This window comes from Paracoccus limosus, from assembly GCF_009711185.1.
GTDB classification, from domain to species: domain Bacteria; phylum Pseudomonadota; class Alphaproteobacteria; order Rhodobacterales; family Rhodobacteraceae; genus Paracoccus; species Paracoccus limosus.
Genome location: NZ_WMIF01000039.1, coordinates 1 through 20,997, shown reverse-complemented (window position 1 = coordinate 20,997; position 20,997 = coordinate 1). Strand labels below are relative to the sequence as shown.

Below are 20,997 nucleotides of genomic sequence, written 5' to 3'. Positions count from 1 at the left end.
AGAAGCCGTCCAAATGGCCGCCCATTTTGCCGTCTCGTTCCAAGCCAACACCTCCGACGTTCATGCGCACGGAGATTGGCCCGTTCAGATCACCAGCGGCAGGAGGGGATCAGCGTCGCGCTTACCGTTGTCGGGCTGAGAAGCAATACCGGTGAGGTTGCAGATCAAAAGCAGGCCTGGTCATGAAATGGTAAGTCGACCTAAATCGACGCTGCATCTGCCTGATTCTGCAAGCTGTAATCGGTCCCTTTCGTTAGGTCGCCCGCCCGGCGGCTGTCTTGGGCGCCTCTGAAATGGCTACTTGCACCGCCCCTTGCCAATGCTGATGGTGTGGCGGGTCGGCCCCGGATGGTCAGGCGCGCTGGATGCGACCCTGACCTGCACCGTGCAATCCCGACTGCTAACCTCGTATCCCTCGGCCGTCTTTTCGATCCGCTCAATGGGCTGCTGCTTGAGCGAGTCGGCCAGCCGATTGTCGCCCAGCACTGCATGCAGGATTTTCGAACTGTCCCAGTAGCCGCTAAGTGCGGCGGACGCCGGAAGGGCTGGCGCCGTCAGCGCCGACGCGATGATCAAGCTTGTCGTGAAACGCATGTTCTGTTCCTTTAGGCTCGTGGCGCGGCAGGCCCTCTGATGGGGTTGCTGGCCGTTCCTACAAATTAAACTCATCCTCAGGCCGGGCGCCCGTGCCGTCAACGATTGCCTTTATCTGCTCGACGGACCAACGCTGATGAGCCCCTATTTTGCGGGGACCGGGCAAAGCTCCATGATGAACAAGGTCGGCGAATTCCTTTTGCGTCATATCAAGGAGCATTGCAGAAGTTTCGAGCCGCACGAACATCGGCTGAACATTGCTTCGTCTCGCCATTTTCCCGCTCTGACTGCCTTGGCTCCAACAATCTGAGCGATGGCCAGATGACCGTCAAGCTTACGCGGCGGTGGGGCTATGATCTGAAAAGAGCGCGCGAAGTCAGCCCTTCGCATGCCTGCCCAGCGCCACCCCGCTCCGACTCACGCCTATCTACTTTCGAGGAATTGGGCACTCTGGATTTGACCAGCTCTGACCATCACCGTTGCACCATGGCGGTTGCTTTCGATCTGTCCGGCGCTGATCCAGTTCATCACCGTGCGCCGCGTCACCCCGGCAAGTTTGGCGTATTCACCGGCTGGAACCCACTCGGGCGCTGGAGTCATGCGAACAGACCGGATCTCGCTACGCAGTGCAGAGATTTCTGCCTTCAACTCGGCCAGCGCGTCGGGGTCGATAGCGACCAGCATCTTCGGCATTTGGCTCATCAGTCTTTCCCCCACTTACCTGCGGCGCAAGAAGCACAGCCGGCATGGTCTTCTACATCGGCTCAGACGCCATCACGAACCGGCGGCAAGGTCGCGAGAAGCACAGCCCGGCTTTTATCTGGACCGAACCTTGATCTCTCCCGGTATGCATCAAGGCTGCGTAGTATGAAAACTTCCAATGCCCGCCATATGTTCCCAGCCGTTACGGCCTGTTGCCCAGCGCCACGCCGGGCCCGGCCGCCACCTGTCCACTTTCGAGGAACTGGACGCCTTGGGCTTCGAGGGCGCGGCGGATGGCATCAATCGTCGCAACCGCGCTTTTGCCGGTGCCCTGCGCCTCGACCCGCTGGATAGTGGGATAGCTCACGCCCGCGAGGCTGGCTAACTCACGCCCTGATATGCCGACAAGAGCACGTGCTCCACGGATCTGTTCGCCGCTTATCATGATAACTTTTTTATCCTACATGATGCTATTGCCATTGCGGCATATGGCATCATACGTTATATAAAAGTTATCACAAGGGAGGGCGAAGTTTCTATGACCTACGACCGCGCCGCCATTCTTCGGACCGCTTGGGCTGCTGCCAAGGCGCGCCAGAAATACCACCATGTGCAGGATTGGACACCCGGCCCGGGCTTTGTCCGTTCGCGGCCTGTCACGGGGTCTATGTCAGCGTCGGTATTGACGACTTGCGGGCGGAATCGCGTCTGGACGAAATCATGGCCGAGGCCCGCGCGCTGGTCGGCTGACGCAACTGACTCTGAAAATAATGAGAGGAAATCAAACGACGACCCGGCCCCGCCCAGCGCGGGGCTTTGTCATGCGGGCCGGGGTGGTCGGGAAATTTGCGACAGAGCGGGTAACCGGCGCGGGAAAGCTTCTGCAAGACATGACCGAATTGGAGATTTCGGGATTGTCCCCCGACGCGCAGCATGATGCCGACTGCTTTAGTCGCATCCGGTAACATTCAAGAGCAAAACAGATGGCGGGGGCATTGGCGGGTAGCCACGCCAGACGCAGATTTAATCTAACAAAACCAATGGTGAATGGCGGAGGGAATGGACCTAAAATCCAACCTTCTCCACGTCGGTGAGGCTTCCTCAATTCGGATTGTGTCTCGGCGCGCAGTTTTGCGCGCCGTTGAAAATTCGGATTCTGATCTGTAGTTCCGTCACTTTACAGAAACTTATCAAAAGTCCTCCTTGAACCGGTCGCTTTGGCGCACCCGCTCGTGCAAGATCCGCTAGGGCCGACCGGCGACGAGGTTTCCGCCGCCTATGATCCGCAGGGCGAGTTCACCCTACCATGCCAGTTCCGGCCAGCCTCTCGGTCACGCCGAAAATGAATCCATTTGGGCAGATCAGCTAAACCAAATCAGTCACCGGTGAACCCCGCACGGTTCAAATACTCCGTTACTAGTGGATTCACATGCCCAATTCCGCGAATCTCCTCACGGACGATTTCGATCAACGAGCGTTGTATCTGATTCTTCAAGTGGGCCGTATCAGTGGGGTCTGCGCCAAGCCCTCCCGATAAGCGGACAACCATACTTGAGAGAACATCGAACGACATTGCTAGGCATTCTCGAATCCACTCGTCCGACCGATGAGCTACATGGGCTATGGACCCCAAATCAACTATACCGCCTGTAAGCACAGCATTGTTCTCGTCAAAGCAATTTCCAGATCTCTGGCTTTCCCTAGATGATGGCACGAAGTCCAGAACCAACAACTTAGAAAGCAGGCTAGCCCAGGCCTGAACAAGACGGGCAATGTCTAAATTTGTACAAACCTTCTCAAAATACTGTTCGGGGGGCAAATAGGCGTATGATGTAATGAAATCTATGGCTCTCGCGCACGGAGTTGGAAAATAGTACACATAGTACCCTAGACCGCCAGAATCCACAATCTCACGGACTTTCTGAAAGGTCCGGTCGGTAAGTGTCAGTTTGACTGCTCTCATATAATTCTCAACGACCTCTGGCGCATGACGCCCAATGCAGATCGGATACGGCGCAAGAGGGGAGGTAAAACCAGATCGGCAGAACGCCGAATGAACTTCCAGAGCGACGCGCGCCTCGTGCACCGCCTCCGCCATCAATACCGCTAATGGGGGCTTTGCCTCAGAGAGGACGAAGTGCTCGGCAAGAGGAAGGCCGGTTCTAGAGGGCTCATTTGCCAGACGGCTTATGAATTTCGAGAAGTTCACGGCGGCTGGCTCGCAGCCTTTGAACGCAATGTGCCCTCCTGGCGCCCAAGCTCCATCAGCATCCGGAGAATAGTAGAAGCATCGGCGATGTCGGGGCGGCCTAAAGTAGCCAGTCGCCTCCCCTGGCCCTGAAAGGACATCATCGAAGAAAGTTTCCAGACATATGACATAGTCGAGAACCCACGCCTCGGGGGCGACGTAGCCCCGCGAAAGCAGAGCAAAAAAATCTCCCCGAAAATCAATCTCGATGTCCAGGCTACCTCTCCATGTCTCTTCCGTCTAAATACGATTCAACAAAGGAATCCGCGCTTCCTAACCTTTCATAAAAGTTAGACACATACCTTTCAGTACAAAAGTATGGTCTCTTGTAGTCTCCGGTCATCTCGTAGTTGGCAACTCGGCAACCGCCCCCACAAAGATACCTCAAATCACAATCCCGGCAATCTGCGAAGTTGTCTATCGACTTGTCACGATCCTCCAGTCGGGTCGCTCGGAATAGCTCGTCTATCCGATCTGTCGCAATATGTCCGATCGGCTTAATCTGTATTGGGCAAGGATATACCTCTCCGGTCGATTTTACTGAAATCTCCCTGCCAAAGCCACAGTTCCTGTTTAACAATCCTCTTTTGTAACCCACTGCATCGGAGTGAGAGCGCGTGTCATAGCCCCATAGCTGATCGAAGAGTCTGTCGACTCTAGATTGCAGCGCGGCCTTTGTTGACGGGTCGTATCGGGAAACCGTACGTCCTTCGATGACGTCAACGCTGACCCGAAGCTGAAGTTGACGACCGAAATCCTCGTACAGGCGTCGAGCAAAAGGTACGAAATCTCGCTCAAACTCGTCGATCGTCTGCGGTGTCGCGATCATCGCGACTCTTACCGCTATGTTGAGCCCTCGAAAGTGATAAAGCCCTGCCATTGCCTTGTCATAGGACCCCCTGCCACGAAGGCTGTCATTCGATTTAGCGTTTGGTCCATCGACGCTGATCTGTATCTGGTATGCGGCATCCGCGATTTCACGCGCAGACGCAGCGTCCACCAGTAATCCGTTCGAAAGCACATAGACATTAAGGCCGAGGTCCTTACACTTAGCAAGAATCTCCCAAAAACCGCTATAATATAGAGCTTCACCACCCGACAAGTTGACATGAGTTCCGCCGAACTCCTTGAAGCCATCAAGGAACGTAAGCCAATGTGAAAGGGGAACTTGCTGTGCCTCCGCCAGACCCGATTTCATGTAGCAATGTTTACACCGCAAGTTGCATGCATTCGTAAGGTAGAGATGCGCGACGTTCTTTTGAAGCTGCTCGTGAGCGATAAAAGAATCAGAGAAATTATGTTGGGCAATCTTTCCCAACAGCGATTTCAGAGCCTGAAGAACTTCGGCGAAAGGTGTCGCGCCACTCCTGCTTACGATCGCTTCCATGGCCTCTTTGGGTGAAAGTCCTAGCATCAGAAGCTTGAGAAGCATCGTCTCTTGAGCCTGAAGCGTCAGCCAGTTCGCTTTGCTTGGTGAGATCGCGATCTCTCGCCCGCCCGAAATCTCATGAAATGAAATGTCGGTCGGAAGTGGCAGAGTTTCTCCTAGAGGATACTCGTGATAGGATGTGGCTGTATGTGCTTCGACGATTTCGACGTCAGCACCAAACATTGTCGCACCAGCAGCTTTCGCAGCTCCCCATGACGTAAATTCCCCCCTTCCCACCATTCAGCATCGTCGCGCGCGTTGCAACTTCGAGCGTTTCGGGCGTCTTGGGTTCGACGATTTTTTCGTCTGTCAATTCATTAAGGACACTTGCCAATGAGACCGTGGCGTCTGCCTTTACGGTTAGGTCCACGATTGGAAACGTGCGTCCCATAGAGGTCCAGCGATCACCGGTCTCCTCAATCTTCTCTACTTGGCTCTTCGCAACGATCCTGTAGCTTCGCACAGCAGAGTCTGCTACTTGAGGGTACGGAGAGATTAAGAATTGGTCTTCGGTCCCTGGAATAGCCTTGATGATAACCCGGAATGTGTTCGTGCTGATAGCGGGTGCCATTGAGCCCTCCTTGGTGCTGCACCGTCAAACGGCAGAGTGACCGGCACCCAGAGCGCCGCCCACGCTTTCCTAGAGCGGATTGCCTCTCCAGCGTCGCGAGAGAGCGACCCAATCAGTAGATTGCATCATAGATGATGATTTTGGAAGAAGATTTCTCCAGCCACGCTTACCGCGCGCACTTCTCCTCCAACTTCCGGCCGGGGAGGAAGACGGACACCTCCGCTTACTGGACCGAGCGCCGAGTTCGCGCCGCAAGAAGTCACCGGTCGCCCCGGGTGGGGCCGGTGGCGGGTGGGTCTGGCTGCTGAGATGCCGGTTTTCGGATGGATTGCCGTCAGGCGGGCGCGGCTCGGCTGTCGAGCCACCTCCACCGGCTCATGTTGTAGGCCATGTTCGCCAGCGTGATCGCCGCTCGCGCACGCGCCAGTCCGATGGTGCGGATGGTCATGCCCATGCGGGCCTTCTGGTGGGCGAAGACATGCTCGACCTTCGCCCGGATGACCGACTTCCGGCCATTGGCGCGAGACGTGCGCCGGCTCATCGGCCGGCCGCGCGGCTTCTTGCGGTGGATGCGGCTGACCATGCCGTGATCCGTCAGCCAGTCCTCGTTCTCCGCGGACCGGTAGGCTGTGTCCGCCCAGACCTCGCGCCCGGTGTTGGCGGTCTGGATCAGGCCCTCGCGCAGCCGGGCACCGTCATATGCGCTCGCGTCGGTGATGATCTGGCGGCGGATGATCCCGTGCCTGCGGTCGATGCTGACATGCGATTTGTAGCCGAAGACCGGGATCGCGATGTCGACCTGCAGGGCGCCGTCGGCGCGCGCCTTGGCCTTGGAATGCTTGATGGTCCAGCGTGCCTGCGTGTCCTTCTGCGCCGCCTTCGCCGGCTTGTCGGGCCAGATATCCGCGGCCGACTTGCCCTCCCGGATGGCGGCCTTCTCGGCCTCGGTGTTGCGCTGCCGCGGGGCGGCCACGAGGCTCGCATCCACGATCTGACCGCCGCGCGGCAGATAGCCGGCCGCATTGATCGCATGGTCAAGGCGCTTGAACAGATCATCCAGCGCGCCCGCCGCAATCAGCGCCTCGCGGAAGTCCCACAAGGTATTCGCATCCGGCACCCGGTCTTCGGGTCCGAGCCGGCAGAACCGCATCCACGACAGACGGTCGCGCACCAGATACTCCGTCTGCTCCAGAGACAGCCCGTGCAGCGACTGCAGCACCAGCATCCGGAACTTCAGCACCGGTTCAAAGGGCGGCCGGCCACCCTTCCAGCGCGGCGGCCGACCGAGGGCACCCTCCAGCACCGGCCGGAACATCTCGAAGTCCACAGCCGCCGCCAGCGTCTCCAACGGATCGCCCTGCGCCGAGATCTCCGCCAGCCGATCCGTGATCGACCAGAACCCCAACTGACCCGCCATGACCACCCCCACCCCCGTCAGACCAAGTGAATCACGAACCGACCCTCCAGGCGAGGTTTCCGGAGGTGTCCAGAACGATGACCACAGGGTTGTTTGCGGGGCTCGACGTCTCGCTTGAGATGCCCAGCATCTGCGTTGTCGACGCAGACGGCGTGATGATCATGAAAGTAAAGGCCGTTTCGGATCCTGCGGACATCTACAACGTGCTGAACGAGATCGATGGCACGTTCGAGCGGGTCGGTTTCGAGGCCGGGCCGCTGTCGCAGTGGCTCTACAGTGGCATCACGCGCGCTGGCCTGCCCGCCGTCTGCATTGAGTCCCGTCACGCGAAGGCCGCGATGGTGGCCATGAACCGCACCAAGAACGATAGCAATGATGCGCGCTCGCTGGCCCAACTCATCCGCTCCGGCCCTCCCCCCTGGAACGGATCCGCCCGTAATTTCGGCAGAGCCGACGAGGAGGATCCATGCCAAGGAAGCAGCGCAAGCCCGAGGAGATCGTCGCGAAGCTGCGGCAAGTGGGCGTGGCGGTGGCGCAGGGCGTGCCGCTGGCGGAGGCGATCCGGGGGATCGGGGTGAGCGAAGTGATCCGATCTCGGGGGTTGGCCAGCAGCGTATGGCCTTCAAAATTTCTATGCGGGCGCTCCGGATCGTGCTATTCTTGGACGTGTGGCGCAAAAGAGGGTCGAAACATGGCAGAAAATGATCGCACTAAAGTCGATGGCCGCCAGACTCTGGAATTTGATCTGCTCGACCCAGAGACTCAAGAACGCGTCATTGAGTGCATTCAGAAGCGCGGGAAGATTTCAGTTGTCATTGAAGACCGTGGCGTAATCTCTGCAGATCAACTTACTGCCTTCAAACAGCTGATTGACTGACGTGTTCAGTCTCAGCGATGTCAGTCTTTGAATCTTCTCCGAGTAACCATACCCTCGTAGGGTTGACGTATTCCGAGTACGTGCCGGGATTGCTTACAGCAAATCCGAGATTAATCGACTATGTCGAGATTGCTTTTGAGCAACTCTTGCAGACCCCCGAAGTAGGTGTTTTGTGGCATGACGTTCCTGTCGTATTGCATTGCGCGTCGCTCTCACTTGCCGGAAACGTTCCACCGACTTCGGCTCTAGCGGAGAAGCTCGACTATTGGGTAAAAAAGACGGGTACGCCGTGGCTGGGCGAGCACTTGGCCTATGTCCGTAGCGACGGACGATATCGCGATATTGCGGAGCATTCCGCCGCAACGCCTGCATCAGACCTGATACATTCCGACTTTCTAGTTGATGGAACACCTTTCAATATCGGCTATACGGTCAGCCCCCAACTTAGCGCTTCCGTTCTTGATCGCGTACTGAAAGCTAGCGCCGCTTGGGAGGCCAAGCTCAAAAGACCTGTGCTTCTCGAAAACGGTCCCTTTTACTTCGCGATGCCTGGCAGTACAATGAGTCAGGTCGAATTTATCAATGCTCTGTGTGAGCATCGGTCAGAGGCGCGTTTACTTCTCGATCTTTCGCATCTCGCAATCACTTGTTCAAACCTGTCGCTTGATCCGTTCGAGACGCTGATAGCGCTTCCCTTGGACCGCGTGGTGGAAGTGCACGTTTCGGGAGCGCGCGAGGAAGACGGCATGGTCTGGGACGATCACACATTGCCCGCGCCGGCGTTGGTGTTCGAGTTGTTCGACCGGTTGATGACCGTGGCGCAGCCCAAAGCCGTTACCCTAGAGTACAACTGGGATGCCGCATTCCCGGTCGAAGCGGTTATCCGAGACGTAGGGCGCTTACGTCAGATCATCGCAGACCGCCTGCCCGAAGTGACGCGGCTATGAACCCGGACCAGGCACAGAGCGTAGTTGCGCGCTGTCTAACGGACCCGAATTTCCTATTGAGAGCGTACGACCGAACTCATTCTGTCATCCCTGGTGACGGCACAGCAGAGGACATAGCGGCCGAGATTCTGGGTGGCGTAGAACTTGAGCGCCTCAGACGCTTCCGCGGCTTCATAACCAAGGTCAAGCACAACGCCCTGCGGCGCCGTATTCCTGCGACACTTGGGCTGATGGGCGCGCTCGGCGTCGAACTTTCATTCTTCTGTGATTTCTCGCCGGCCTATGTTGCGGCGCGTCAGGATGGGCCATTAGGCACCCGCCGCCATCTCGACCTATTCTCGAATGCGCTGTCTGCATTCCTGTTGGAACAGCCAGAGGAGACATCCATTCCAGTGGCGGAGACCTTCGAGCATGAGTACCAGATCTTTGATCTGAGCGAGGGACCGTCCGTCGTGACGGAAACCGCGCATGTGCGTTGGCGAGGCGCGATGACGCTGTCGCGAAGATCCATCGATGTGATCCGGATCTGCGAACGCCTCGCCTTGCGGAATTTTTCCCGCGACGACATTGTAACGCGGCCTCACGTCCTCTTCTACTGGCGGCCCGAGGCTGTTGAATCGGTTTCAATCCACGAGGTGGATGCACTCACCGCCGCGGTCTTCACAGCCCTTCGCGCGGGAGGCGGACCAGAGCAAACGCGGCGCGTGCTCGCGGATGTGGGACTGTCGAAGGTCGACGCCGAGAGTTTGCGCGCCACGGCGGTTGCGATTGCGGGGCGCGGATTTCTGGAGTTGCGCGGAGACTGGCTGCGGTGAAACTTCTGCTGGTCGACAACCTGCTCTTCGAAGGGGGGATTGACGCCCCGGTATTCGACCCGCAGCCGCATTTGGGTCTCATGTCCTTAGTCGCCGTGGCGCGCGACGCAGGCCACACGGCGACCATCCTCAATCCTAGGCAGTTGCTGCGCGACGGGGCGCTACCGCTCAATGATAGCCTCTATGTCACCCTCGCTCGGCGCATCGCGGAGGCAGGTGCGGACGCGGTGGGGTTCACGGCGCTTGGATGCAACATCCATTGCGTCGTGCGGACCGCAGAGGCGGTCAGGCGGATGATACCCGATCATCCTATTCTTCTGGGCGGACCGCACGCCACGATCCTGCACCGTGAACTGCTCGACGCCTTCAGTTGTTTCGATGTCGTCGCCCGGCACGAGGCCGAGACCAGCCTGCCGCTCGCGCTTGACGCGCTCGAAGCGGGCTCCCCACTCACAAGTGTTCCTGGCGTAACCTTCCGGTCCGCTGGGGGCGCAATTGTCGAGAACGCGCCAGCGCGGATCATCGAGGATCTCGATACGCTGCCGGTTCCCGACTACGAGGCTTACCCGCTCGCCGAAATGAGGCTCGACCAAATACGCGTCGAGGCCGGCCGGGGCTGCCCCTTCAGCTGCACGTTCTGCTCCACTGCGAGCTTTTTTGGGCGCCTCTATAGACTGAAATCCGCCACGCGCCTCGTTTCCGAGATGGATATGCTGGCCGAACGCCATGGATTCTCTCGCTTCAAGCTGAACCATGATTTGTTCACCGTTAACCGCAAGATGGTCTTGGCCTTTTGCGAGGCAGTGGGCGGGCGAGGTTATGAGTGGTCCTGCTCGGCCCGCATGGACTGTGTCGACGCCCAGCTACTCGAGGCGATGGCCAAGGCCGGATGCCGCGACATCTACTTCGGGGTCGAGGCGGGCTCCATCAAGATGCAGGAGTTGACAAAGAAACGGCTCGACATCGGCCTCATCTTGCCCACACTGACTGAGACTGAGAGGCTTTCGATCCGATCGACTACGTCTTTCATCACCGGCTATCCGGAGGAGGAGAAGGAGGATCTGGACGCGACGCTCGACGCGGTAGGCGAGGCGCATCTGCGCGCCGGCGCGCTGAACGAATCGCAACTGCACCTTCTAACGCCAGAGCCTGGAACTGAGCTCATGGTCCGGCATAGCGCATCCCTGCATCTCGATGCGCATGTCTCGGAGTTCAACTTTCCACGGTTCGGTCCAGAGGACGACGCGCTATTGCGGGGGCATCCGACCATATTTCCGAACCACTATCACTTCGAGACCCGAATCCCGCGCGCTCGATTGGTCTTCACGACCGACCTCTGGCCCGTCCTGTACGCGCTCGACCGTAGGGTTCTGGGCTTCCTAATCGCATGGCATGAGGGCAGGCTCAGCCGGCTGGCTGAGGGGTTCTATGAGTGGGCACGACGGCAAGGACCAGCGGCCGCGCGGCCGTGCGTCGAGAGCTTGGCGGTCTATGCCGTGCAGCGTTTTGGCGCGCAAGCGCCGGTGTCTTCGGTCGCCCGCTTCGCAGCGTTGCTCGCGTCGTTGACGCGCTTGGTGCCGAGGGCGATGGCCCCGTGGGGCCTTGACGCTCACACGCCTCTACGGCTTTCCCACTCGGCTAGACTGCTGCCGGACTGTCACGATGTTCCCGCACTGCTGGGCGATCTCGCCGTCTCAGGTCCGAATGGCGCCGCCCTTGCGAGCGAGCCAGTTTCCGATTGGCTGCTACTTCGCCGGGACGGGCAGGTTCGGCTTTTCGCCGTCAGTGCGGAGACCCTCGATCTCCTCGGCATGTTCACTGCGCCTGCGCGCTATTGTGACATAGTGCGGGCGCGCCTGTCGAAGGAGCGCCCGGCCGCTGCCCCCGAAGACGTCGCAGCGCTAGTCGCGATGGGCGCGCTAGAACTCGCATCGGACAACGCGCGCACGGACGTCGCATGAGTGAAGGACCGGTCGCGCCGTCCATGACTTCCTTGATGGAAGGCTACTACGTTGTCCGGCTCCTCGACGCTTTCCACCACGAAGGGCTGATCGAACGCCTGTCGGCGGGCGCGACGGTCGACGACATCTCGAACGAGCGCGGCTACGCGCCCGCTCGCCTTGCAGCGCTGCTCGACTACCTTTCCGTTCGCAGCGACGTTGTACGAAAGACGGCGGCGGGATATTTCGTGGACATGGCCGATCCGGAAACCCGGTTCGCGTTGCATCTGCTCGACCAGTATGCAGGAGCCTATGGTCCGTGTCTGAACAGCGTGCCGGAAATCCTGAGCGGCAGAGTCGACGGCGCCGCGTTGGTCGATCAGGCCCGGCATGCGGCGGCCTTTGCCTGTGCCGATCGGGACCGGGTGGATGAGGATCTTCTGCGACTTCTCGCTGAGCTTCGTGTAGACGCCCTCGTCGATCTGGGCTGTAGCGTGGCGGGGCTATTGATCGAGTATGCGTTGCGCCACCCCCAGGCGCGCGGCATCGGTGTCGACTCCAGCCCGTCGGCGATCGCGGCGGCACAACGACGGATTGCTGAGAACGGCCTGTCCGAGCGGTTGCGCGTGGTCAGGGGCGATCTGCGCCAGGTCGGGGCGCTGCTGGGTCCGGATGAGCGCAATGTGGTGCAATGCGTTGTCGCAACGAACGTCGCCAACTCTTTTTTTGGCGACGACGACGGTGCCCAGATCGACGGATGGTTCGCCGCATTGAGAAGTGCCTTTCCCAGTCGGATCATGCTGCTGGGCGACTATTTCGGAAGTCTCAGCCAACCTCTGGACGATCCCGTCGCTTGCGTGCGCGGGCTGTTCCACGATGTCGCGCAGGTGCTGTCGGGTCAGGGGGTTCCACCATGCAATTTAGTACAGTGGTCGGACATTCTTGTGCGCAATGGCTGCACCCCGATCCGGGCCTTCGAAGGCAACGGGGGCGACATGCGTCGCTTCATTGTGCTCTTGCAATTGTAGCTCCGGCAAGCGCGGCGCCCCGGGCCGCTATGACTTCGGCGGTCGACCAGTGTGCAAGCTCGCCTTGGCGCAGCGCTTCCTCTGGCAGTATTTCGAGGGCGGCCCGTCGGACGGTCGTGACCAGCTTTGTGAGATCGTTGCAATAGACTGATGGATTATCGAAGTCTCGTTCGGCACTGTATCTGTGCGAGAGATATCCGCCACCGCAGATCCGATTGATCGGGCAGGCCCTGCAGGTCGCGCAAAGGGCATCGTTAGCACCGTGATACTGCCGCAATAGCGGGTGATCGAGGGCGTCCGCTAGCGCGTTTCGGAGCACGTTAAATCCGGTTCGGCTAGCTCCGGGCAAAGCGGCGCGCAGAGTGTCGACCGGACCGACTTCACCGTCGGTCTCAATCACGACAATTTCGTTCTCGCCCTCTCCCATCGCGTCGTTCCGATAAGTAAGGCCGAGAGTCGTTGCAATTATCTGCTCAAACATCCGCACCCGGAATGGGGGCGCGGGCTCCGCGCGCCAAAGCCGAAAGATCTCGAGGAGCCAGTCGGCTTGGAGCGTGTCGACCGGGTCCCCCGGTGGACGTCGCTCGTAGTTGGCGTCGGATAGAAGGAAATCAACACTCCCCGGTCCTAGCGCGCAGAGGTGGCTGTATGCCTCGACAGGGGCACTCGTTGGGTCGATGACGGTCAATATACCGGGTCTCAGCCCGCTCGCTTTTGCCCTTTCCCAACCGGCGATCACGTCGTCATAGGAGCCCCGGCCGGCATGGGTGACCCGACGCCGGTCATTCACTGCCTTCGGACCGTCGAGACTGACGCCGACGCGTACCCGCCATTCCGCGAGCCTACTGCACCACTCTTCGGTCAGCAGAACGCCATTGGTCTGGATTGAGAAATCTGGCGTGACGCCGAACTCTTCCCCGCGCCGTCGAGCTGCTTCGATAAGCCGCCGGAACTTACCCGCCCCCGCCATGAGCGGCTCACCTCCATGAAACACGAAGCGAAATTGCTTCAGCCCGCGCTCGGCGGCATGCTCCATGGAGCGGTCGACCGTGGCATCAATGATCGCGTCGGGCATAACCTTGGGTTGGGCAAGTGCCGTGCGGTCGCCGAGGTTGTACATGTAACAATAGTTGCAATTTAAGTTGCAGCGGCTGGCGATTTTTACAACCGCCAAGCGACAGGTCGGCTGACTCCGCATCTTGCATGCCACTCCAAATTCGCGGTCTCCTGAATCCGAGGATACCAAGTTGGCGCCCCGCTGGCGATGCCGTACGAAAGTTGCCTCGCGATTCGACGATTTGAGTGGCGTTGAGCACCACGATTTACTGCAACCAGAACGATGCGGCCCAGTAAGATGCGCGCCGCTGATCTCGCCTTTCGAACCGCAGACATCGGTCGCGCCACTCGGGAAGATCCGTCCGCTCACACACCCTGTCCCGTCCTTGGATGCTGCGACTGCGCCGGTCGTTCGTCAGGTCAGCAGTTCAGTAATCCGTCTCGACATACACCCCCGAGCAATCGTATGCGACCGCCGCCGCCGTGGCGCCGTTGTTCATGAAATTGCGCGGGCTCAGGAGTTGCGTCGTGCCGGGGATGTCGTTGTCGAGCATGGTCTCGACCACCGCCCCGCTGATCTCCTCGACTACCCGGACGCCGATCTCGCTGCTGTTTGGGGCGGCGAGGAGCGTGAGGGTCAGCACGTTCGTCGTGCTCACAACCGGGAAACTCGCACCGAGATCGGTGAGCGTGGGCGCGCCCGAAGCGTCGTTCTGGACCAGTTGCCAGTTCGTGTGGGTGCCGCGCTGGAAACCGATGCCGATGCAGTTGACCACGGCCGAGAGCGTCAGGGTCGTGGCCAGCGCTGCCGTCGATCCATAGAGCCCGAAGAACCCCATGCCCGTCGCCTGCAGGGTGACGAGCGAGAGCCGGTTCACATAGGTGAATCCGCCCAGCCCATCCGCATTTCCACGCCAGCAGACCCAGCCCGCCGAACGCTCCTCTGCCGCCGCATCGGCGATCGCGGCGCTGGTCACGCGCCAGCGGCGCATCGAGGTCGAGAGGTTGGTGGTGGCGAGCGTCGGCGTGGAAACGGTGCCGACGGCGGTGCGCGGCATGCCGTTGGTGTTGACGGTCGTGCCACTGGACGGCGCCCAGGTCGCGATCCGGTTCACCCCGAAATGCGGCTGCAGCGGGAAGAACCGCCCCGAGGGGCGCTGGACGTCGAGCCATCCGGCCCCGGCGCGGTCGCGGGCATAGAGGGCGAGCCTGCCGCTCGGGGGTGGCGTAGGCACGGCGCTCACTGCCGGGAGCACGACGGGCTCGGGCATCTCGACCCGGCCGCTCGCGCGGTCGATCCGGATCGCCTCATGGAAGGTCGAGCCGTCCGGGCTGACCTTGAAGCTGAAATCGTCGCTGCCAAGCAGACCGATCAGGGCGCGCGCCGACCAGTTGGTCTTGAAGGCGAAGCTCGCATCGTTGGCGGGCGCGGCCTTGTTGACCGTCGCCTCGATCCCGGCGCCCGCATTGTTCAGGAGCACCGCTGGGGTGTTGACCGAAACCCGATTGTAACTGTCGGCGGTCGCCCCGCCGAGACCCAGAAGCTGGGCGGTCAGGTTGGCCTGGGGCATGCCAACCTGCGTCACGGCATTGGCGAAGGTCACGGTTGGCGTGTTGACCACCGTGGTGCCATTCGCCCCCGAAGTCGCGGAGCCGATGTTGACGACCGTGGTCGAGCCCGACGCACCGCCGGTGCCGAGGTTCACGGTCTTGGTGAGGCCGGTGGTCGTCGCGCCGGTGCCGATCCCGTAGGTCGCGGTGCCCGTCGCCGTGCCGATGGTCGCGGACGCGGCCGAGACCGTGACGGTGCCGGAGGCCGTCAGCGTGCCCGAGAAGGTCTTGTTGCCGGTGAAGGTCTGCGTGCCCGCGAGGATCGCCAATTCCGACGAGGTGTTCGGCAGCGTGTAGCTGCGGGTCGTAGCGGTGGAGATGCCAGACAGCGAGAAGACCGCCTTCTTGGTCGGATCGGTGTCGTTGACGAGACTGAAGACCGCATCCGAGATGTCGCTGGGCTTGCCCACAACCTCCCAGGCGGCCCCGGTCCAGACGAGCAGCAAAGCCTCGTCCTCGACCCATGTCCGCCAGCCGGTGCGCGGCGGTAGGCGAAGCCAGGCGCCGTCGGTCCAGAGGGCGATGTACAGGTCCCAGCCTGCCCAGTCGCCCGTCGCGCCCGAGGCGACAAGGTAGCGGTCACCATCAGCAGGGCTGCCCGGCGGCGCCGCCAGATCCCGGTCGAGGACGGAGAGCTGCACGAGCCCGTCGAGGATCCTCAGCGCCTCGTTGTGGGTGACATGCTTCTGGGCCTGCGCCGCCAGGATGTAGGGCAGCAGCAGATGGGTCGTGGCGTCGGACATGGGATGGCCCTCAGAAGATCAACGTGACGAATTTCGGCGCGCCCCGCCCGACGAGGGCGGAGAGCTGGGAGATGCGGATGTCGAGCGTGTCGCCGGGGCCGAGCAGCGCGCCCCAGTCAGCGGTCTGGGCGGCGGCGGTGTAGACCGCGCTGGTGGTGGCAGTGGTCAATGATCGCTTGACAACTGCACCGTCGAGGATCTCGACCTCGTAAGCCTCCAGTTCCTCGGCGACTGGCACCTCCAGTCCGCCCCAGCTGTCTGCAGCGAGCGCGCGGGACCGGCGCGTCCAGCGGATCGTCAGATCGCCGGGCGTGCGCGGCTTGCGCCACGGCTGCTCGACATGGGCGACGGAGAACGGCCGCAGACCGACACCCTCGGGCGTGAAGGCCTGCGCCACATAAGTCTCGTCGCTGACCGGGCGGCTCGCGGGGCCGATGCGCCAGTTCCACGGGATGCCGAGATCGGCCTCGGCGATCGCCAGCGATGCCAGCCCGGTGTCCAGCACCACGACCCGCACGCCTGCGGGAGCCGGATTGCCCATGGCGCCCTCTGTCCCGCGCTGGCCACGCATGAGTCGGGTCAGGCGATATCGACTTGGGGCGATCAGTTCGGCTGCACCCGCCTGCACGATCTCCCAGACACCGGGCGTGCTCTCGATGGCGAGCGCATTGGCGCCGCCAAACAGGGTCAGATCGGTGACGTTTTCCAGCGTGCCGGTCAGCAGATCGACCACCAGCGCATTGCCGAGATCGAAGCGCGACGTCGGTCCCGCGTAGAAGTCCGAGACCAGCGTGCCGATCCGGGCGCGTGCGCCAAACGTCGTCAGCAGATCGAAGCCGTCCGTCGAGGGGCTGCGATAGACCGCGATCTCACCGGGCCAGGGAACCGCATGCGCCGCCGCGAACGGCCGATGCGGAGCCTGATCCCCGGTCAGCTGCGGCAGGTCGAGGAGGACCGCTTCAGGCGCGCCGAAGACCACTGCCTGCGACAGCGCAGAGGGTCGCGGCGCGCCGGGTGGCAAGTCATAGGCCTCCCGATCCTGGCGCACGGCCTCGATGCCGCGCGCGTCGGCGTCGGCGATGGAGATAAGCCGCAGCGGGATGGTCCGGCCGTCATGGGCGAGCATCACCACATCAGCCGGGTCGAGTGCCAGCCGCGAGGGCGGCAGCCGGAACGCCGCACTCTCGCGGCCGGTCCAGGCTTCCATCAGCGCGCGGCGGCAGCGCCGCTCGGCCTCCTCTGGCGGAACCGCCATGGGGAAGCTCTCAGACGCGATCCGCGTCGTGTCGACCGTGATCCGCCGGGCCTCGACCTGCGCGGCCTCGTAATCCTCGTCCGCCCGGGCGACCTGCCACTTCAAGGCCTGCGGCAGTTCCGTCTCCTGGCCGCGCGTCAGTTCCAGCACTTCGCCATCGCGCGCGGCGACCAGACCGTCCGGTGCGATGCTCGCCACCGCCGCCCGGCCGCGCATGACGAAGCGGATCACGCCCTCGGTCTCGACGGCGTCGAAACCGAAGTGGCGGGCCAGCGTGGTGATCGAGGCGCGCGGGCTCTCCAGCGCGCCGATGGCGTAACCCTCGACCGCGCCCCAGAGGCCAGTGACGTCTATGTGGTCCTCGCGGAGCCCGGCGCGCAGGCAGAGGTGCCGCACGAGCGCGGCGAGCGACACCGCCCCGAGCCTCCCGGTCAGCCAGTGGCCAAGCCGCCAGTTGGGTCCGTCGGTCCAGACATCGGTCAGTTCAGGGAAAAACGGATATGGCCGCGCGTCCCAGGTCCAGGCGGCACATTCCTGCACATCGACCATCCGGTCGCCGTAGACCGAGGACAGCGGGTTGTTCGCGGCCTCACCCCAGAAGAGATAGGTCGCCTCAAGATAGGCGCGCTGGATGGTGTCGTCGCGCCAGCCTCGCGAGAAATACGGCGTGAAGCTCTCCGAGGACTTCGGGTCGAAGAAGACATTGGGCTGGTTGGTTCCCCGGTCGATGGCCGGGCAGCCAAGTTCGGTGAAGCGGATGGGTTTGGCCTCTGGCACCCATGCCGTCGACGTGCCGCTCTCCACCCCGCCCGGGCGGTTGTAATGCAGGTTCGACCACCAGCTGCGCAGATCCTTGTAGCGGAAGACCCAAGGTTTTCCTGCCCCGCCATCGGTGATCGACGTGCGGACCTGCGCCGACCGATCCGCCGCCGATGCGTAGAACCAGTCGAAGCCTTCGCGGCCCGCGATGTTCGCCTGCAGATAGGCCCGGTCGTAGATCGCGGGCCAGCCCTCGACCGCGTCGGCATGTCCGAACCCGTCGCGCCAGTCCGACAGCGGCATGTAGTTGTCGATGCCGACGAAATCGATGTTGGCATCTGACCAGAGCGGGTCGAGGTGGAAATAGACGTCGCCGCTGCCGTCGCTGGGATGGTGCCCGAAGTACTCCGACCAGTCGGCCGCATAGCCGATTTCCGTGCCCGACCCTAGAATCGCGCGCACGTCGGCGGCGAGCGCCTTGAACGCGGTGACAGCGGGATAGCTGCTGGCGCCCGAGCGGATGGTGGTCAGGCCGCGCATTTCCGAGCCGATCAGGAAGGCGTCGACCCCGCCTGCAACCGCGCAGAGATGGGCGTAGTGCAGCATCATGCGGCGCAGCCCCCAGTCGCCGGACGGGCCGGTCCAGGAGACGGTGTCGCCCGAGATCGCGAAGTCGGAAGGGTTGGCGCTGCCGAAGAAGGCCGCGACCTGGCTCGACGCCGTGGCTGTCTTGTCCACGCTCCCTGCATAGCCTGCCGCGGGCGAACAGGTGATCCGGCCGCGCCACGGGAATGTGGGTTGGCCGGTCTCGGCTGCGTTGTCGGAATACGGGTTCGGAGCCAAGTTGCCGGGCGGGACGTCCATCAGGAGGAAGGGATAGAAGGTGACGCGCAGCCCGCGCGCCTTCATCTCCCGGATTGCCTGCACCACCGCGAAATCGGCGGGCGTGCCGCCATAGACAGGGCGGTCTTCAGCGTCGCGGCTGACGAGGATGGCATTGGCGCGGCTGACGCCATTGACCAACCAGCCAACCGGCGTGGTGGATTTCGCCGTGACCTCGACGCCGGGGCACAGTTTGCAGGAACCGGCCCGCAGGTCGTCGCCGAACCAAGCGACGACGAGGCTGACGCTCTCGACGGCCGGCGCCATGGCCTGTAGCCGGTCGAGCGCCACGACCATGTCGGCGGTGTCGGGCAGCGCGTTCAGGTTTTCGGCCTGCGTCGCGCCGCCCGAGGATTTGCGGATGGCCTGCGTGGCGTAGGTGAACTCGCCCGAGGCCGGGATCAGCGTGACGGCGCGGGTCAGCCCCTCGGCGGTATCGGGGTCGGCGAGTGGCCGGAACACCTCGAAGGAGAGCTGCGGCAGACGGTTGCCGTAGCTCGACAGCGGCAGTTCCTCGAAAACGACATAGGCCGTGCCGCGATTGGCGGGCGTGTTGGCTGCCCCCATCTTGGCGGCAATGAACGGATCAGCCGCCTGCGCCTCGTCGCCTGGATACCAGCGCCAGGTGACGCCGGAGAGGTCCATCGGCTTGCCATCGGCCCAGACGCGCCCGATGCCGGTGATCGGCCCCTCACAGAGAGCGACGGCGAAGGAGGCGTAGTACAGATACTCGGTCGTCTTGACCTTGCCGCCCCCGCCGCCCTTGCCGCCACCCTGCGTAGTGGTTTTCGTCTCCTCGCGAAAATCGGTGGCCCAGATGATGTTGCCGCCGATGCGCATCCGGCCATAGAGGCGCGGGATCACGGCTCCCTCGGTCGAGGACGTGATGCGCAAGCTGTCGAGCCGCGCCCCTTCAATCCGTTGGGTCGGTGCGAGCGAGGACACGATCCAGCTGTCGACGACCGAGCCGATGGTGGAGCCGATGAAGCCGCCGATGGTCGCCGCACTGACGCCGAGGATCGCGCCACCGATAGAGCCGCCAATGGCGGCACCGGCTGCGCCGAGAATGAGGGTGGCCATGTCGGGGTCTCAGCGTTGCGGAAACAGAAAGGCGAAGGCGATGCGCCGCCGCCAGGCTTGGGTCAGCGGCTCCTCGATCACGCCGAGCCGCTCATAGGCATGGAGGAAAGTGTCGGGGCCGGTCAGGATCGCGACATGCTTGGCGATGGCGCGCGGCATCATTCGAAAGAGAACCAACGCGCCGGGCCCGGCATCGGCTGGGGCGATCTCCGGCATCATGCGCCGCGCGCCTTCGGCCAGGACCTCGCGGGGACCGGTCTCGCCCCAATCCCGGCTGTAAGGCGGGATCGGGAATGGCTCCGGGCCGATAACCTCGCGCCAGACGCCGCGCGCCAGCCCAAGGCAGTCGCAGCCGACGGCCTTGAGGCTTGCCTGGTCATGGTACGGCGTTCCGAGCCAGGACCGTGCCGCCGCGATAACCTTGTCGGGATGGGCGGTGTTCACAGCACGCCTCCGTCGTGACCACCGTCCTTGGTGGCATAGCGCAGAACGGCATCCTGACCGGGAATATGCGGAAAGCCTCGGAAGCTGGCGGTGTTGGCGAACTTCGACCCGCAGGTCTCGATCCGCTTGTCGCAGCCCGCGCGGATGGTGAAGGCGTCGCCCTCGGCGATCGCGCGCACCGGCGCCTCGAGCAGGGTCAGCACAGCGATGCCGTCCGTCACGTCATGGCCTAGCACCTCGGTGCGCCGCCCTGCGTTCGCGCCGGAGGTCCAGTCCAACGTGCCGAACGTGAACCAGCCCGCCTCGAAGCCGCCGAGGCCGGAGGCAGTGAACGCGCGGTCGCGCAGGAGATCGATGACCGCGCCAGTCCCCTTGTAGTCAGGGTCAACCAGATCGACGCCGCAGCGCGCATCGCCGAGAGCGGCATCGCAGGTCGCCTGGAAGGTTCGTCCGACCGTCTGCCCGAGGACATGTGTCAATCGGCATCCAAACGGCCCCCCCGATCGGCGCCCAAAAGTGACCCCTTTGGCGCGCGGTTGAGCAGGCCCGTGGCGGCGTAGCTTTCCAGCTGGCGCAGCCGACGCGGGCCTGCGTTTCGG

At 62.3% G+C, this 20,997-nt stretch carries 18 protein-coding genes and 3 pseudogenes; 9 read left to right on the top strand and 12 right to left on the bottom strand.

Annotated elements, in window-relative coordinates; genetic code table 11:
* Positions 1 to 297: 297 nt before the first annotated feature.
* Positions 298 to 594, bottom strand: coding sequence for a hypothetical protein (locus tag GL279_RS17745; RefSeq protein ID WP_155065956.1), 297 nt, complete (start codon positions 592 to 594; stop codon positions 298 to 300).
* A gap of 136 nt (positions 595 to 730) precedes the next feature.
* Here GL279_RS17745 and GL279_RS17740 point away from each other — a divergent pair, with 136 nt between their 5' ends.
* Complete coding sequence (locus tag GL279_RS17740) at positions 731 to 904, top strand: hypothetical protein (RefSeq protein ID WP_155065955.1); 174 nt, start codon at positions 731 to 733, stop codon at positions 902 to 904.
* Positions 905 to 1,017: 113 nt separating this feature from the next.
* On the opposite strand, the gene GL279_RS17735 is transcribed toward GL279_RS17740, so the two are convergent.
* Together GL279_RS17735 and GL279_RS17730 are read right to left on the bottom strand one after the other, a co-directional pair.
* On the bottom strand, positions 1,018 to 1,296 hold the full coding sequence (locus tag GL279_RS17735; RefSeq protein WP_155065954.1) for a MerR family transcriptional regulator: 279 nt from the start codon (positions 1,294 to 1,296) through the stop codon (positions 1,018 to 1,020).
* A gap of 202 nt (positions 1,297 to 1,498) precedes the next feature.
* A complete protein-coding gene (locus tag GL279_RS17730) occupies positions 1,499 to 1,663 on the bottom strand; it encodes a hypothetical protein (protein WP_246175380.1) in 165 nt (54 codons plus the stop codon).
* A gap of 251 nt (positions 1,664 to 1,914) precedes the next feature.
* Between GL279_RS17730 and GL279_RS19635 the strand changes: the two genes are divergently transcribed.
* On the top strand, positions 1,915 to 2,046 hold the full coding sequence (locus GL279_RS19635) for a hypothetical protein (protein ID WP_281348998.1): 132 nt from the start codon (positions 1,915 to 1,917) through the stop codon (positions 2,044 to 2,046).
* Between the two features lie 625 nt (positions 2,047 to 2,671).
* Here the strand turns inward: GL279_RS19635 and GL279_RS17725 are convergent.
* From GL279_RS17725 to GL279_RS17715, 4 genes are all read right to left on the bottom strand, one after another.
* Positions 2,672 to 3,505: a hypothetical protein gene (locus tag GL279_RS17725; RefSeq protein ID WP_155065952.1), complete on the bottom strand. Its 834-nt coding sequence runs from the start codon at positions 3,503 to 3,505 to the stop codon at positions 2,672 to 2,674.
* A gap of 256 nt (positions 3,506 to 3,761) precedes the next feature.
* Positions 3,762 to 5,156, bottom strand: coding sequence for a radical SAM/SPASM domain-containing protein (locus tag GL279_RS17720; RefSeq protein WP_170294020.1), 1,395 nt, complete (start codon positions 5,154 to 5,156; stop codon positions 3,762 to 3,764).
* Positions 5,143 to 5,544 (bottom strand): hypothetical protein, encoded by a 402-nt coding sequence (locus GL279_RS19185; RefSeq protein ID WP_170294019.1) that lies wholly within the window; start codon positions 5,542 to 5,544, stop codon positions 5,143 to 5,145. The genes GL279_RS17720 and GL279_RS19185 overlap by 14 nt, the downstream gene beginning before the upstream one ends.
* Positions 5,545 to 5,878: 334 nt before the next feature.
* Entirely contained in the window at positions 5,879 to 6,961 is a 1,083-nt protein-coding gene (locus GL279_RS17715; RefSeq protein WP_155065950.1) for an IS5 family transposase, read from the bottom strand.
* A 77-nt stretch (positions 6,962 to 7,038) separates the two neighbouring features.
* Between GL279_RS17715 and GL279_RS19630 the strand changes: the two are divergent.
* From GL279_RS19630 to GL279_RS17685, 7 genes and pseudogenes are all read left to right on the top strand, one after another.
* Positions 7,039 to 7,353: pseudogene (locus GL279_RS19630) on the top strand (IS110 family transposase); the annotation flags it as partial.
* A 74-nt stretch (positions 7,354 to 7,427) separates the two neighbouring features.
* A pseudogene (locus GL279_RS19490) lies at positions 7,428 to 7,547 on the top strand (IS3 family transposase); the annotation flags it as partial.
* Positions 7,548 to 7,652: 105 nt separating this feature from the next.
* Positions 7,653 to 7,838 carry an ApyA family aminopyruvatide-related RiPP gene (locus tag GL279_RS17705; protein WP_155065949.1) on the top strand — a complete coding sequence of 62 codons (186 nt, stop codon included), beginning with the start codon at positions 7,653 to 7,655 and terminating at the stop codon, positions 7,836 to 7,838.
* Between the two features lie 62 nt (positions 7,839 to 7,900).
* A complete protein-coding gene (locus GL279_RS17700) occupies positions 7,901 to 8,785 on the top strand; it encodes a multinuclear nonheme iron-dependent oxidase (protein WP_170294018.1) in 885 nt (294 codons plus the stop codon).
* Positions 8,782 to 9,600, top strand: a complete 819-nt coding sequence (locus tag GL279_RS17695; protein WP_155065947.1) for a hypothetical protein — start codon at positions 8,782 to 8,784, stop codon at positions 9,598 to 9,600. The genes GL279_RS17700 and GL279_RS17695 overlap by 4 nt, the downstream gene beginning before the upstream one ends.
* Positions 9,597 to 11,561, top strand: coding sequence for a B12-binding domain-containing radical SAM protein (locus GL279_RS17690; RefSeq protein WP_155065946.1), 1,965 nt, complete (start codon positions 9,597 to 9,599; stop codon positions 11,559 to 11,561). The genes GL279_RS17695 and GL279_RS17690 overlap by 4 nt, the downstream gene beginning before the upstream one ends.
* Positions 11,558 to 12,568, top strand: a complete 1,011-nt coding sequence (locus tag GL279_RS17685; RefSeq protein ID WP_155065945.1) for a methyltransferase domain-containing protein — start codon at positions 11,558 to 11,560, stop codon at positions 12,566 to 12,568. The genes GL279_RS17690 and GL279_RS17685 overlap by 4 nt, the downstream gene beginning before the upstream one ends.
* Here GL279_RS17685 and GL279_RS17680 read toward each other — a convergent pair.
* The 5 genes and pseudogenes from GL279_RS17680 to GL279_RS17660 form a co-directional block, all read right to left on the bottom strand.
* Positions 12,546 to 13,742 carry a radical SAM protein gene (locus tag GL279_RS17680; RefSeq protein ID WP_170294017.1) on the bottom strand — a complete coding sequence of 399 codons (1,197 nt, stop codon included), beginning with the start codon at positions 13,740 to 13,742 and terminating at the stop codon, positions 12,546 to 12,548. The two genes, GL279_RS17685 and GL279_RS17680, sit on opposite strands and share 23 nt — an antisense overlap.
* 310 nt (positions 13,743 to 14,052) lie before the next feature.
* Positions 14,053 to 15,978, bottom strand: coding sequence for a DUF2793 domain-containing protein (locus GL279_RS17675; RefSeq protein WP_155065943.1), 1,926 nt, complete (start codon positions 15,976 to 15,978; stop codon positions 14,053 to 14,055).
* A 10-nt stretch (positions 15,979 to 15,988) separates the two neighbouring features.
* Entirely contained in the window at positions 15,989 to 19,954 is a 3,966-nt protein-coding gene (locus GL279_RS17670) for a baseplate multidomain protein megatron (RefSeq protein WP_155065942.1), read from the bottom strand.
* A 9-nt stretch (positions 19,955 to 19,963) separates the two neighbouring features.
* Positions 19,964 to 20,398, bottom strand: coding sequence for an NlpC/P60 family protein (locus GL279_RS17665; protein WP_343039851.1), 435 nt, complete (start codon positions 20,396 to 20,398; stop codon positions 19,964 to 19,966).
* Positions 20,395 to 20,877: pseudogene (locus tag GL279_RS17660) on the bottom strand (DUF2163 domain-containing protein); the annotation flags it as partial. The gene GL279_RS17665 and the pseudogene GL279_RS17660, both read right to left, overlap by 4 nt.
* Between the last annotated feature and the right edge of the window lie 120 nt (positions 20,878 to 20,997).

Excerpts from the sequence above, each read along its gene's own strand:
- GL279_RS17745 (WP_155065956.1), bottom strand. The coding sequence starts at position 594 with ATGCGTTTCACGACAAGCTTGATCATCGCGTCGGCGCTGACGGCGCCA.
- GL279_RS17740 (WP_155065955.1), top strand. The coding sequence starts at position 731 with ATGAGCCCCTATTTTGCGGGGACCGGGCAAAGCTCCATGATGAACAAG.
- GL279_RS17735 (WP_155065954.1), bottom strand. The coding sequence starts at position 1,296 with ATGAGCCAAATGCCGAAGATGCTGGTCGCTATCGACCCCGACGCGCTG.
- GL279_RS17720 (WP_170294020.1), bottom strand. The coding sequence starts at position 5,156 with ATGTTTGGTGCTGACGTCGAAATCGTCGAAGCACATACAGCCACATCC.
- GL279_RS19185 (WP_170294019.1), bottom strand. The coding sequence starts at position 5,544 with ATGGCACCCGCTATCAGCACGAACACATTCCGGGTTATCATCAAGGCT.
- GL279_RS17715 (WP_155065950.1), bottom strand. The coding sequence starts at position 6,961 with ATGGCGGGTCAGTTGGGGTTCTGGTCGATCACGGATCGGCTGGCGGAG.
- GL279_RS17705 (WP_155065949.1), top strand. The coding sequence starts at position 7,653 with ATGGCAGAAAATGATCGCACTAAAGTCGATGGCCGCCAGACTCTGGAA.
- GL279_RS17695 (WP_155065947.1), top strand. The coding sequence starts at position 8,782 with ATGAACCCGGACCAGGCACAGAGCGTAGTTGCGCGCTGTCTAACGGAC.
- GL279_RS17685 (WP_155065945.1), top strand. The coding sequence starts at position 11,558 with ATGAGTGAAGGACCGGTCGCGCCGTCCATGACTTCCTTGATGGAAGGC.
- GL279_RS17675 (WP_155065943.1), bottom strand. The coding sequence starts at position 15,978 with ATGTCCGACGCCACGACCCATCTGCTGCTGCCCTACATCCTGGCGGCG.
- GL279_RS17670 (WP_155065942.1), bottom strand. The coding sequence starts at position 19,954 with ATGGCCACCCTCATTCTCGGCGCAGCCGGTGCCGCCATTGGCGGCTCT.